The following is a 13,020-nucleotide window of genomic DNA, read 5'->3' as shown; positions in this document are numbered from 1 at the left end:
GGGCGGTTTTTTTGTGCTGTCACCTAACGTACCACCACCGTCAGCGTCCCGCCTTTGCCTTGGGTAGAAGAGCGCGAACGGTTGCTGCCTTTGACGATATCGACTTCCAACCGCTCATCGTCGCTCAGGAGTTTAACGGTACCTTCTAGGGTATCTCCTTCGAAGGTGAACTCTGCGGGCACCGTGCCTCGAGTTTCAGGATGTTCGATGGTGTCGCCGTCCTGGGTAATGCGCCACTCGGCCGAAAACTCAGCGCCGGGAGAGCCGCTCATGGTGATGTGGATTTGGGTCATATCCTGCTCCTGTGCGGCTAGCCCTGGGAAAGACAAGCCAAGGGTAAGAACGGTGGTCAACCACGCACCGTATCGTCGTGACGCGTGCCAAGCCGATAATCGTTTCATGTTAGCTACCTCGGTAACCACAAGAGCCGCTCGATAAGAGCGGCTCTTGCAGTGTAGCAGGCACTTGGCCAGATAGTTACTTAACGTTACATAACGGCAAAGGCTTTCTCGGCCGCATCCAGCGTGAGCTGGATATCCTCGGGCGTGTGTGCGCTAGACATAAAGCCGGCTTCATAGGCAGAAGGCGCAAGGTACACGCCATGATCCAGCATCGCGCCAAAGAAGCGACGAAAAGCATCGGGGTTACACGCCGTGGCTTGAGCAAAGTTATCCACACGGGATTGTGAGGTGAAGAACACACCGAACATGCCGCCTGCGGATTGCGTCATCATCGGCACGCGAGCTGCATTGGCGCGCTCTTGTAGACCGTTACACAGCGTTTGTACACGCTGGCTCAAGGCATCGTGGAAGCCCGGCACCTGCAGCTTGGTGAGTAGTGCCACCCCGGCGGCCATGGCCAGCGGGTTCCCCGACAGCGTGCCCGCTTGATACACCGGCCCCAGCGGCGAGATGTTCTGCATGATGTCGCGCTTGCCGCCAAACGCACCGACCGGCATACCACCGCCGACGATCTTACCCAAGCAGGTCAAATCCGGCGTGACACCGTAGTACGCCTGGGCTCCGCCCAACGCTACGCGGAAACCCGTCATCACCTCATCGAAAATCAGAATACTACCGTACTCGTTACAGACATGGCGCAAGGTTTCCAAGAAACCTGGCTGAGGGGGAATGCAGTTCATATTGCCCGCCACCGGCTCGACGATGATGCAGGCAATTTGCTCACCGATCTCGGCAAAGCACGCTTCCACCCCCTCCGGGTCGTTATAGGAGAGTGTAATGGTGTGTTCGGCCAACGACGCCGGAACGCCCGGTGAGCTGGGCTCGCCGTGGGTCAATGCACCGGAGCCCGCTTTCACCAGTAGGGAGTCCGAGTGGCCGTGGTAGTTACCCTCGAATTTGACGATCTTATCCCGTCCCGTGGTGCCCCGCGCCAGCCGAATCGCTGACATGGTGGCTTCCGTGCCCGAACTGGTCATGCGTACCATTTCCATGGAGGGAATCATGTCGCAGATCAGGTCTGCCATGGTGGTTTCCACGGCCGTGGGGGTACCGAACGAGAGCCCATTATCCAACCGCGCACGTACGGCCGCCAATACGTCTTGATCGGCGTGACCGGTAATCATCGGTCCCCAGGAGCCGATGTAATCGACGTAGCGGTTGCCCTCGACATCGAAGAGGTAAGCGCCCTGCGCACGTTCCATGAAGACCGGTGGGCGGTGCAACCCTTTGAAGGCACGGACGGGAGAGTTCACGCCCCCAGGGATATGGCGACTCGCGAGGTCGAACAGTTCAGCAGATGTGGTCATGGCATCCTCTGTATAAATGACTTACTACCAATGAGATCAAAAGCGCACGGGACGTGGCAAGCGATTCGGCAAGCATTGGCCACTCGGGGGCTGGTAGCCGTGAGACAAGCTCTCCCAGGTAAAGTGCTGGGCCTGTTCACAGGCAGTTGGTAAGCGCTCACCAACCGCTAATCGGGCTGCTAGGGCAGACGCGAGCGTACAGCCAGAACCATGAAAGACGTCAGGTAAGCGCGGCCATTGCCACTGGCGAGTGGTATCGGGCGAGTGCAGCGTATGCACCACCTGCTCGGCTGAACCGGGTAAGGGGTCATCCGTTGCCGTCACCAGCACCGCTTGGCAACCTTGTGACAGCAGTGACACCGCCCGGGCAGTGTCGTCATGGGACTCTAGAATTTCCGGTGTCAGCGCCGCCAACTCAAAGCGGTTCGGCGTCAAGATATCCACAAGCGGCAACAGCCGGTCTCGGTAAAGCGTCTGTAAAGCGGCTGTGGATAACACAGCGCCCCCTCCTGCTTTCAGCACCGGATCGGCCACCACCGGCACGCCAGGAAAACGGCGAATGATCTGCTCGGCAGCGCGCAGCGTGGCCTCGTCTGCCAGCAGCCCCAGCTTGATCGCCGCAATCTGCATGTCACTGACGGCTTCGGCCATTTGCCGCATGGACCCAGGGTCAGCGGGCATCACGCGGGACACGTTATGACAATTTTGTACAGTCAGCGCCGTGGGGATGGTGACGGCCCACCCGCCACAGGCGGCGACGGCTTCGCTATCGGCCATCAGCCCGGCACCGCCCGTTGGATCATGGCCTGCTAACACTAAGACGACAGGGGGAAGGGGACGACGCATCAAAAGGGCTTCACTACCGCCAGTAAAATAATCGCGACCAGTGCAATCACCGGGGCTTCATTGAACCAGCGAAAGAAGACATGGCTCTTGGTGCAGCGCGACTGATCGAACTGTTTTAAATAAATCAAGCAAACGTGGTGATAGGCAATCAGCAGCGCCACGAGCGTGAGCTTGGCATGCATCCAGCCTTGGCTAAACCATGCGGGCACCAAATAGAGCATCCAGCCCCCAAAAATCAGCACCAGGATCATCGATGGCGTCATGATGCCACGATAGAGTTTGCGCTCCATGGTCTTGAAGTAAGTGATCGCTTGCTCATCGCCTTTGTCGCGTGCCATGGCGTGGTACACGTACAGTCTTGGCAAATAGAACAGTGCGGCAAACCAGGTCACAACGGCCATCAAATGAATGGCCTTTACCCATTCGTACATGGTCTCTCCTTAGGCGGTGGGCTCTTTATTAGGGATCAGTATCACGGACATCCGGCTGTCGAGCGTCAGTGTAGTGGTAATAACGCTCGATCGCGCCACGAGTAATGATACCTGAAATTCGCTGCTGCTTTGGTCGGTAGCCATGTACGACGTACAGTGCCCCAAGCGCGCTGTCTTGAAGCTTCAAAAACGCCTCGGATAGTGTGGCCTGTAGCCCAATCGGGGCCATTTCCAACCGTTGGCCGGGAATCTCCAAGAGATCCACCAACTCATCTTCCGGCGGTGCTTCGCCATTGAGCGCTTCGTCATGCTCCAAGAGCCAGCGAGCAAGCTCTGCCGCCTTCAGCGCCAGCACGGGCTTGTCATCACTGGAGCGCTCGATCACCAGCCACATGGGGTTGGTTTCCAGCAAGCGGCGGGCTTGGTCAGGTGTGATCATTCGTTCAGTGCGCACTAAGCGACGCTCCATGACCGCTGGGACTGAGACCCGGGAAAGCGCCTGCATCAGCGGCTGCTGAAGGGGGTGTAACCCGTAGCGTACCGAGCTAATGAAGAAACCTTCACAGCCCGTCAGCTGGCGCGACGTCAAGCAGGCCACCACCACGACCAGCATTCCCGGCAACATGATATTGGGGGTATGCGTCAGCTCTAGTAGCGCCATCAGCGCCGCGAGAGGCGCCTGTAGAACAGCCCCCATCATCGCTGCCATGCCGAGCATGGCGTAAATGCCCGGGTCAGCGGCTTTCTCGGGCCATAGCCAGCCGCCGAGCATGCCACCCAGGGCCCCAGTGGCTGCCCCCGCCACCAGTACCGGGCCAATAATACCAATCGGCACACCGCCTGCGACGGTTATCGCCGTGATCAACAGTTTGGCCACCATCAGCGCCAGCAGAACGTTGATAGCCAACTGATTATTCAGTGCCGCGGCGACACTGTCATAGCCAATTCCTTGAATCTCCGGAAACCACCACGCCAATACCCCGGTGCCGACACCCACGACGCCCAATCTCAACCACAGCGGCAGGGTTTGTAGGCGCTGACTTCGTGAAATATGGATGAAGAGCCCTGCCATCAAACCTATGACCAAGCCAATCACCACGATCCAGGGCAGATTCATCAGCGAGCCTAACGCCACCTCGGGAATGCGAAACGCAGGCTCGTTGCCATACATCACCTGCGCCACCAGCGCGCCCATGGTGGAGGCCAGGATCACCGGCATGAAGCTCATCAGGGTGTACTCCATCATCACCACTTCCATGGCAAAGATGACCCCCGCAATGGGCGTATTGAACGAAGCGGAAATACCCGCCGCCGTGCCGCAAGCCACCAACACCCGCAAGCTATTATTGGGCAGCCGCAGCTTAAGCCCTAACCCGCTGGACGCCGCCGCGCCCAAGTGGATCGCCGGGCCTTCGCGCCCGGCGGACAAACCACCAAGCACCGAAACCACACCCACCCACCATTGATTCAGCCAGTTGCGCAGCGGGAAGCGACCCTGATGATAGGTCAGTCGCTCGATCACATGGCTGACGCCGAGTTTGCGTGCGGTAGACCGCTGCCGATAGAGCAACAGACCAATCAACGTGACGGCCATGATCGGCAGAAGTGCTCTTAGCCAAGGCGTCAACCCTTCGAAGGCTTCCGGATCACCGTCCGGCATGTAGAGCGCCGCCCCCGCTTCCAGCAGCAGGCGAAACGCCACCATCACCGCCCCGGTAATCACCCCGGACACCAGCCCCAGCACACATAGCTGCGGCAACGCATCCACGTTCGCCAATTGGCGGCGAAAGCTCTCTAGGGTGAAGTCTGACCGAGAAAAACGTGCCACAACGTCCGTCCTTGCGTTTGTTGTTCGTTTCATTGTCTCGTGCTGTGCAGCGCTCTCAAGCGCTGCCTCTCTTGTGTATCATAGCTGGATACACTTCGACAGCCTGGTCACACTCATTAGGCTGTTAATTATTCAAGCGTCGATTGCGCGAAGCGCACAAGGAGTGGTTTGTGATAAACGTTGGCATCGTGGGCGGCACCGGTTATACCGGCGTCGAACTTCTCAGACTGCTGGCTCAGCACCCTCAGGTAAACGTCAAGGCCATTACCTCGCGCTCGGAGACGGGCGTAAAAGTGTGCGACATGTACCCTAATTTGCGCGGCCACTATGACACCTTGGCGTTTAGCGAACCCGACGCTCAGGCGCTGGGCGCGATGGATGCGGTCTTTTTCGCCACGCCCCATGGCGTTGCTCACGCGCTTGCCGGCGAGCTGCTGGCCAACGGCACTCGGGTGATCGATCTCTCCGCCGACTTCCGGCTGCGCGATGCCGACGAGTGGAGCCGCTGGTACGACCAACCCCACGGCGCGCCCGAACTGCTCGAAGAAGCCGTCTACGGCCTCCCTGAAATGCATCGCGAAAAGATCAAGACAGCGCGCCTGATCGCGGTGCCCGGCTGCTATCCCACGGCGGTTCAGCTTGGTTACTTACCGCTATTGGAGGCTGGCTTGATCGATCCGAGCCAGCTGATTGCCGACTGTAAATCCGGCGTAACCGGCGCTGGTCGCGGTGCCAAGGTCGGCTCGCTACTGGCCGAGGCCAGTGAGTCCATGAAAGCCTACGGCGCGAGCGGCCACCGGCACCTGCCGGAAATCCGTCAAGGCTTGAGCGACATGCAGTCCCACCCGGTGGGATTGACCTTCGTTCCTCATCTAACGCCCATGATCCGCGGCATTCACGCCACGCTCTATGGCACGCTCACCGCCGAGCCAGAGGATCTACAGGCACTGTTCGAGCAACGCTACGCCAATGAGCCGTTCGTCGACGTGATGCCTGCCGGTAGCCATCCGGAAACCCGCAGTGTCAAAGGCAACAATACCTGCCGGATCGCCGTCCACCGCCCGAATGACGGCAATACGGTCGTGGTCCTGTCGGTCATCGATAACCTCGTGAAGGGTGCCTCGGGTCAAGCCATCCAAAACCTCAACCTGATGTTTGGCTTCGACGAACACATGGGCCTGAACGCTCCTGCGCTGATGCCTTAAACAACTCGCAAAACCAGCATGCAGAGGGCAGCTCAGAGAGGAGGTCATTTGCCAAGGGGCAAATGTAGCTTCCATGGAAGGATTCACAGCGCCTCCTCGGCGAGCTGCCCTCTGCTTGATATGCCGATGCAATAGTTGACCAATTTGCTGGGAATTACCCATAATCGTCCCTCATTGCGGATTATTCGTTTTTAAAGCTCGCGGGAGGTACCCATGAGCGGTGCAGAAGCTTTTGTTCCAACCCCCCTGTTACTGTCGGACAGCGCACGCAAACGTATCAAAGCGTTGATGGCCGAAGAGAGTAACCCGGCACTAAAACTGCGCGTCTACGTCACCGGTGGCGGCTGCTCGGGTTTTCAGTACGGTTTCGACTTCGCGGATAGCGTTGCCGACGACGACACGCTGATCGAGTTTGGCGACGCCACGCTGGTCGTCGACCCGCTCTCCTACCAGTACTTGGTCGGCTCCACGGTCGATTATGAAGAGGGCCTGGCGGGTGCGCGTTTTCGTGTCCAAAACCCCAATGCCACCACCACTTGCGGGTGTGGCGCCTCGTTTATGGTGTGACCAGCGTTGGTGACAACCGCTCCCCATGACTTGACGCCTTGGCGGTTTCTCGCCAAGGTTGAAAGGTCAATAACGGTTGCCTAGCCGATTTATAAGAAAAAAAATTCTATAAATTGCGTGGCTAACCACATAAAACATGGGGAAACTAATGAAACACCTATTCACTACCTCTGCGATCGCCACGGCCATTACACTGGGCTTGGGCAGTACCACTGCGTTTGCGCAAACGCCTACCGTCAACGTGGCCACTGACCCAAGCTTTGTGCCTTTCGAAATGCTCGACCCCGATACCGGTGAAATGATCGGCTTCGACATGGACATCATCAACGAAGTGGCCGAGCGCGCTGGCTTCGAAGTCAATCTCACCACCATGGAGTTCTCGGGCATCATTCCTGCGGTGCAAACCGGCAGTCAAGAAATCGCCATTGCGGGCACCACTATCACTGAAGAGCGCGCTCAAGTCGTCGACTTCTCCGATCCCTACTACGACTCCGGTCTGCAAATCATCGTACGCGCCGACAACGAAGAGGTCTCCTCCATCGAGGATCTCGAAGGGCTGTCAGTGGCCACTAAAATCGGCTCTACCAGCTACGACTTCCTACAACAAGAGCTAGGCGAGAACGCCGACATCACGCCCTATCCCGGTACCGCCGATATGTACATGGCACTGCTGGGCCGTAACGTCGATGCCGTACTTTACGATGCGCCCAACGTAGCTTACTTCTCACAAACCCGTGGTGAGGGACGTACTAAGGTCGTCGGCCCGCTATACGAAGGTCAGCAGTACGGCATCGTCTTCCACAAAGGCAGCGAGTGGGTAGAGCCGACCAATGAGGCACTAGCCGCTATGCGTGAAGATGGCACCTACGACGAGATCTACACCAAATGGTTCGGTGAAGCCCCTAGCGCTGACTAAATCGCGCAATAGCTCATCGCCAACGCTTGAAGCGATTCTCACCACAGGGCCGGGCGGCCATTTCCCCCGGCCCTGTGTCGTTGTTTTCTTTACCTGGAGATAACGCGTGGACGTTAACTTTCAGTTCGACTGGTCGGCTGCGTTTAGCTCGATCCCCTATTTATTACCCGGTATTCCCTGGACGCTACTGATCTCCTTTGGCGGTCTAGCGATTGGCTTTTTCATCGGTATTTTCTTCGGCCTGCTGCGCATTAGTCCCGTGCGCTGGTTACGCTGGCCTGCCATCGTATACGTCGAGGTATTCCGCGGCACCCCCATCTTGGTCCAGGTGCTTTTCATCTTTTACGGCTTGCCGCAACTGCTGGGTGGGCCCATCAACGCCCTGGTCGCGGGCATTGCCGCCATTGCCGTCAACTCTGGGGCTTATATCTCCGAGATCGTGCGCGGCGGCGTGCAATCCATCGAACGCGGCCAGCGAGAAGCATCGCTTTCGCTTGGCCTCTCTAGGGTACAGGCCTTCCGCTATGTCATCTGGCCTCAGGCACTGCGCCGCATGATTCCGCCGCTCGGCAATCAGGGCATCATCAGTATCAAAGACACCTCGCTCTTCTCCGTCATCGGAGTGAGTGAGCTAGTCCGCCAAGGACAGATCTATATCGCGACCACCTTCACCGCGTTGGAGGTCTATTTCATGGTGGCGCTGATGTATCTCGCCATTACCTGGACCCTTTCCCTGGTGCTGCGTCAACTAGAGCGCCGTGGCCTCGCCGGACAATAAGGAGCGCACGATGACTTCTACTCAAACGCCCATTGTGCGTATGCAAAAGCTCCACAAGCACTTTGGCAGTCTGCACGTTCTCAAGGATATCGACCTGGACATCGTCCCGGGTGAGGTCGTCGTGGTCATCGGAGCCAGTGGTTCCGGCAAGTCCACGTTGATCCGCTGTATCAACGGTTTGGAAGAGTTTCAGTCAGGTAGTTTAGAGGTCGACGGCAACACGCTGTTGCCCAACGGTAAAAGCAGCCAGGCGCTGCAAACCATCCGTACCGAAGTGGGCATGGTGTTCCAGCAGTTCAATCTCTTTCCCCATCTGAGCGTGCTCGACAACATTACGCTGGCACCCATGAAGGTCCGCGGCTGGAGCCGCCAAGACGCCGAAGAGACCGCCAAGCGGCTGCTGGAGCGCGTCGGCATTGCCGATCAGGCCAACAAGTATCCCAGCCAGCTCTCCGGCGGCCAGCAGCAGCGTGTGGCGCTGGCGCGTGCGTTGGCGATGGAGCCGCGCCTGATGCTGTTCGACGAGCCAACGTCGGCGCTCGATCCCGAGATGATTGGTGAAGTGCTGGATGCCATGCGAGAGCTAGCTAAGGAGGGCATGACCATGGTGATCGTGACCCACGAAATGGGCTTTGCCCGTGAGGTAGCCGACCGCATCATCTTTATCCATAAGGGCGAAATTGCCGAACAAGGCCCACCCGAGCAACTCTTTGATGCGCCTCGACACGAGCGCACCCAATCGTTTTTGGCGCGCGTACTCAAGCACTGATACGCACTTGATCTCCGCTCTGTTAAGGGCGACCAAAGCACAAAAAGCGACTCACCCGATGGCCTGTCTTCCTGACAGGCCATTTTTTTGCCTGTGGATACTATTTTTTACACGCGTCCCGCCGTAGCGCTACGGCCCCCAGCATGAGCAGCTCTCCAAGCGATACGGCCGTATCGACCGGCTTGTTCACAGGTACGGTAACAAGCACGGTATCCATAGGTGGATAACCCGTTGTCAAGCAGCGCTGTGGGTAAGTCGATGTTTCATCCACAGCTCCACCACCGCTTCTACGCAGGCACTCCGCCCTTTAATCACGTAAAGGTCAACAATATAAGATTATAAAAAATATAGAGAATATTGACTTATCAACAGATTTTGTCCACACCAGTAGTTACAACATCAACAGAACTTCTCTTATATATTTTTATTTTGTTATTAATAACGACACTGCGTTGCATACGGGGTGTGGAAAAACCTGACGGTTACCCACAGGAGGTTTATACTGGCGGGCTAATTTCATCAGCGGCGAATCGCTGACCACATCATCGTGCCAATAGGCGCAAGACGAGGTGTCTCTTGAATTACCCCGACCGCTTTGACGTGATTGTCATCGGCGGTGGCCATGCGGGAACCGAAGCCGCACTGGCCTCTGCTCGTATGGGCTGTCAAACCCTATTGCTGACCCACAACATCGAGACGCTCGGCCAAATGTCGTGCAACCCGGCCATCGGTGGCATTGGCAAAAGTCATTTGGTCAAAGAAATCGATGCGCTCGGCGGTGCAATGGGGCTAGCCACGGATTTAGGCGGCATCCAGTTTCGCGTGCTCAATGCACGTAAAGGGCCCGCGGTACGCGCAACTCGTGCCCAGGCTGATCGCGTCCGCTACAAAGCCGCCATTCGCGGCATGTTGGAAAACCAACCCAACCTGACGATTTTTCAGCAGGCGGCTGGCGATCTCATTGTGGATAACGACACCGTGCGTGGCGTCGTGACCGAGACGGGCATTCGCTTCCACGCAGAATCCGTCGTGCTCTCGACCGGCACCTTCCTGGGTGGGGTTATTCACATTGGACTCGATCAAAGCCGCGGCGGCCGCGCCGGTGATCCGCCTTCCAACGCACTGGCTGAACGACTGCGGGCACTGCCATTTCACGTTGACCGGCTCAAAACCGGTACGCCGCCGCGTATCGACGCCAAGACCGTCGATTTTTCCCAATTGGAAGAGCAGCCAGGCGATACGCCAACGCCGGTGATGTCCTACCTTGGCTCCCGCGACATGCATCCCCGGCAGATGAGCTGCCATATCGCACACACCAACGAGCGCACCCACGAGATCATCTTGGGTAACCTGGATCGCTCGCCGATGTACTCCGGCGTGATCGAGGGCATCGGGCCTCGCTACTGTCCGTCGATCGAAGACAAAGTGCACCGCTTTGCCGACAAATCGAGCCATCAGGTATTCATCGAACCGGAAGGCTTGGATACCCACGAGCTCTACCCCAACGGCATCTCGACCTCGCTGCCTTTCGACGTGCAGTTGCAGGTGGTGCGCTCGATCAAAGGGCTCGAAAACGCGCACATCACGCGTCCTGGTTACGCCATCGAGTACGATTTCTTCGATCCACGGGATTTGAGACACTCCCTGGAAACGAAATTTATCCACAACCTGTTTTTTGCCGGACAGATCAACGGTACCACCGGTTACGAAGAAGCCGGTGCGCAAGGTCTTTTGGCGGGCTTGAACGCCGCTCGCCGCGCCAAGCAGCTCGAGGCGTGGTACCCGCGCCGTGATGAAGCTTACTTGGGCGTACTGGTAGACGACTTGATCACCATGGGCACCAAAGAGCCCTACCGTATGTTCACGTCCCGTGCGGAGTACCGTTTGCTGCTGCGTGAAGACAATGCCGATCTGCGCTTGACCGAGAAAGGCCGCATTTTGGGTTTGGTCGACGATGCTCGTTGGGCAGCCTTTAGTCAAAAGCGTGACGCCATCGAGCGTGAAACGGCGCGTCTGGCCACTGCTTGGGTACAGCCCAACAGCCCGGCCGCTGCGAAAATTGCCGAAAAGACCGGTAAACCGCTGCCGCGTGAGTACAATCTGAGTGATCTACTGAAGCGGCCCGAGCTAACCTATGCCGATATCGCCGAGCTACCTGGCATGGAGAGCGGCGATATCGACGACGACGCGGTCGCCGAGCAGGTGCAGATTCAGGCCAAGTATCAGGGCTATATCGACCGTCAGCAGGATGAAATCGATAAGCTGAAGCGCCACGAAGCGACCCCGTTACCCGCCGAACTGGATTATCAGACGGTGGAAGGGCTCTCCCATGAGATCCGCCAAAAGCTCAGCGCTGCGCGCCCGGAAACCCTCGCGCAAGCCGCACGTATTTCCGGTGTGACGCCAGCGGCGCTATCGATTCTGTTGATTCACCTGAAAAAGCGCCGTTTGGTCAGTCATACCGAGGTCGCCAACGGATGAGCGCACTGCAGCCATTGATCGATCTGCTGCCCAGCGGCGTTGCGCCCAAGTTGGACCAGGGGCTGGCCGACCTGGGCGTATCCGTGACGACGACGCAACGAGAGCAACTGCTCGGATTACTAGCGCTGTTGCACAAGTGGAATCGGGCTTATAACCTCACTGCAGTGCGCGATGTCGAGGAGATGGTCTCCCGCCATGTGCTGGATAGCGCCGCCGTGGCGCCCTACGTTCATGGTCCTGAGCTTCTCGACGTAGGGGCGGGGCCAGGCCTGCCGGGCTTGGTACTGGCCATCATGAACCCGGAGCTTCGGGTAACGCTGTTGGATAGCAATGGCAAAAAAGTACGTTTCCAGCGTCAAGCAGTGATGGAGCTGTCACTGACGAACGTGACCCCGACCCAAGCCCGCGTCGAGCAGTTTACCGGGCAATCGTTCGATCAAGTGATTTCGCGGGCGTTTGCCAGTCTGGTCGACTTCGTGACGTTGACCCATTCACTGCCTGCCGCCGACGGTCAGTGGCTAGCGATGAAAGGTCCCGGTGCCGATGATGAGCTGCGTGAATTGCCCGACGGCATTGCACTGAGTGAACGCCACTTGTTGAATGTACCCTTCGAAACCGCCGAGCGGCAGCTGTTGATCCTGACCCCAAAAGGAGTTGCGTAGTGAGCCAGATCATTGCCCTGACCAACCAAAAAGGCGGCGTGGGCAAGACCACTTCAGCCGTTAACCTGGCCGCGAGCCTGGCGGCTCTGGATCGCCGCGTACTGTTGGTGGATCTCGATCCCCAGGGACACGCCAGCATGGGCAGCGGGATCGATAAATACGATCTTGAAAAAAGCGTGCTCGACGTGCTGCTTGGCGAGGCCTCCGCCGGTGACGTCATCGTGCGCGGGCAGACGGTGCGCTACGATGTGCTCCCTGGTAACGGCGACCTGACCGCAGCAGAAGTGGAACTACTGGATAGCGACCAACGCCAAAGTCGCTTGTCACTAGCGCTCGCCAGCGTTGCAAACGACTATGACGTGGTGCTGATCGACTGCCCCCCGTCGCTGAACATGCTGACCGTGAATGCTCTGACGGCAGCCCACGGCGTGCTGATCCCGCTGCAGTGCGAGTTTTATGCGCTGGAAGGCCTCTCGGCATTGCTAGATACCGTGGAACAGATCAAGCAAAGTGTGAACCCCGAGCTTGCCGTGTCGGGCATTCTGCGCACCATGTACGACAAGCGCACCAGCCTCACTCGGGAAGTGGATAAGCAACTGCGCGACTTTTTCGGTGATGCGCTGCTCAAAACGACCATTCCGCGCAACGTCAAAGTCGCTGAAGCGCCGAGCCATGGTGTTCCTGTGACCCAATATGCGCGTTTCTCGCGGGGTAGCCAAGCCTATCGCGTGCTGGCCAAAGAGATGATTCGGCGCCTATCGTTGTAACG

At 57.9% G+C, this 13,020-nt stretch carries 13 protein-coding genes; 8 read left to right on the top strand and 5 right to left on the bottom strand.

Features of this window, described 5'->3' with window-relative positions; genetic code table 11:
- Window positions 1-23: 23 nt before the first annotated feature.
- The 5 genes from FHJ80_RS06425 to FHJ80_RS06405 all read right to left on the bottom strand — a co-directional run bounded on the left by FHJ80_RS06425 (window position 24) and on the right by FHJ80_RS06405 (window position 4,873).
- The gene (locus tag FHJ80_RS06425) at window positions 24-293 is read right to left on the bottom strand and encodes a hypothetical protein (RefSeq protein ID WP_231125630.1); all 270 of its coding nucleotides are present in this window, start codon (window positions 291-293) and stop codon (window positions 24-26) included.
- 194 nt (window positions 294-487) lie between these two features.
- On the bottom strand, window positions 488-1,768 hold the full coding sequence (gene hemL / locus FHJ80_RS06420) for a glutamate-1-semialdehyde 2,1-aminomutase (RefSeq protein WP_058577319.1): 1,281 nt from the start codon (window positions 1,766-1,768) through the stop codon (window positions 488-490).
- Window positions 1,769-1,804: 36 nt separating this feature from the next.
- Window positions 1,805-2,614: a hydroxymethylpyrimidine/phosphomethylpyrimidine kinase gene (locus FHJ80_RS06415; RefSeq protein ID WP_139526157.1), complete on the bottom strand. Its 810-nt coding sequence runs from the start codon at window positions 2,612-2,614 to the stop codon at window positions 1,805-1,807.
- Window positions 2,614-3,045: a protoporphyrinogen oxidase HemJ gene (gene hemJ, locus FHJ80_RS06410; protein WP_058577321.1), complete on the bottom strand. Its 432-nt coding sequence runs from the start codon at window positions 3,043-3,045 to the stop codon at window positions 2,614-2,616. The genes FHJ80_RS06415 and hemJ overlap by 1 nt, the downstream gene beginning before the upstream one ends.
- Window positions 3,046-3,073: 28 nt before the next feature.
- Window positions 3,074-4,873 (bottom strand): chloride channel protein, encoded by a 1,800-nt coding sequence (locus FHJ80_RS06405; protein WP_139526156.1) that lies wholly within the window; start codon window positions 4,871-4,873, stop codon window positions 3,074-3,076.
- A gap of 170 nt (window positions 4,874-5,043) precedes the next feature.
- Here FHJ80_RS06405 and argC point away from each other — a divergent pair, with 170 nt between their 5' ends.
- From argC to FHJ80_RS06365, 8 genes are all read left to right on the top strand, one after another.
- The gene (gene argC / locus FHJ80_RS06400) at window positions 5,044-6,078 is read left to right on the top strand and encodes an N-acetyl-gamma-glutamyl-phosphate reductase (RefSeq protein ID WP_139526155.1); all 1,035 of its coding nucleotides are present in this window, start codon (window positions 5,044-5,046) and stop codon (window positions 6,076-6,078) included.
- Window positions 6,079-6,291: 213 nt separating this feature from the next.
- Window positions 6,292-6,645: an iron-sulfur cluster insertion protein ErpA gene (erpA, locus tag FHJ80_RS06395; protein WP_058577324.1), complete on the top strand. Its 354-nt coding sequence runs from the start codon at window positions 6,292-6,294 to the stop codon at window positions 6,643-6,645.
- A 148-nt stretch (window positions 6,646-6,793) separates the two neighbouring features.
- Window positions 6,794-7,561: a transporter substrate-binding domain-containing protein gene (locus FHJ80_RS06390; RefSeq protein ID WP_058577325.1), complete on the top strand. Its 768-nt coding sequence runs from the start codon at window positions 6,794-6,796 to the stop codon at window positions 7,559-7,561.
- A 106-nt stretch (window positions 7,562-7,667) separates the two neighbouring features.
- The gene (locus FHJ80_RS06385) at window positions 7,668-8,339 is read left to right on the top strand and encodes an amino acid ABC transporter permease (protein ID WP_058577326.1); all 672 of its coding nucleotides are present in this window, start codon (window positions 7,668-7,670) and stop codon (window positions 8,337-8,339) included.
- Between the two features lie 10 nt (window positions 8,340-8,349).
- Window positions 8,350-9,108 (top strand): amino acid ABC transporter ATP-binding protein, encoded by a 759-nt coding sequence (locus FHJ80_RS06380; protein ID WP_139526154.1) that lies wholly within the window; start codon window positions 8,350-8,352, stop codon window positions 9,106-9,108.
- A 576-nt stretch (window positions 9,109-9,684) separates the two neighbouring features.
- Window positions 9,685-11,589 (top strand): tRNA uridine-5-carboxymethylaminomethyl(34) synthesis enzyme MnmG, encoded by a 1,905-nt coding sequence (gene mnmG, locus FHJ80_RS06375; RefSeq protein ID WP_139526153.1) that lies wholly within the window; start codon window positions 9,685-9,687, stop codon window positions 11,587-11,589.
- Window positions 11,586-12,251, top strand: a complete 666-nt coding sequence (gene rsmG, locus FHJ80_RS06370) for a 16S rRNA (guanine(527)-N(7))-methyltransferase RsmG (protein WP_058577329.1) — start codon at window positions 11,586-11,588, stop codon at window positions 12,249-12,251. The genes mnmG and rsmG overlap by 4 nt, the downstream gene beginning before the upstream one ends.
- Window positions 12,251-13,018: a ParA family protein gene (locus FHJ80_RS06365; RefSeq protein ID WP_058577330.1), complete on the top strand. Its 768-nt coding sequence runs from the start codon at window positions 12,251-12,253 to the stop codon at window positions 13,016-13,018. Before rsmG ends, FHJ80_RS06365 begins: the two co-directional genes overlap by 1 nt.
- Window positions 13,019-13,020 lie beyond the last annotated feature (2 nt).

Origin of the sequence: Halomonas sp. BL6, assembly GCF_006228115.1 — a bacterium.
Classification (GTDB): Bacteria; Pseudomonadota; Gammaproteobacteria; order Pseudomonadales; family Halomonadaceae; genus Vreelandella; species Vreelandella piezotolerans.
The sequence above is the reverse complement of the archived record's forward strand: the minus strand, read 5'-3'. Positions and strand labels throughout refer to the sequence as shown.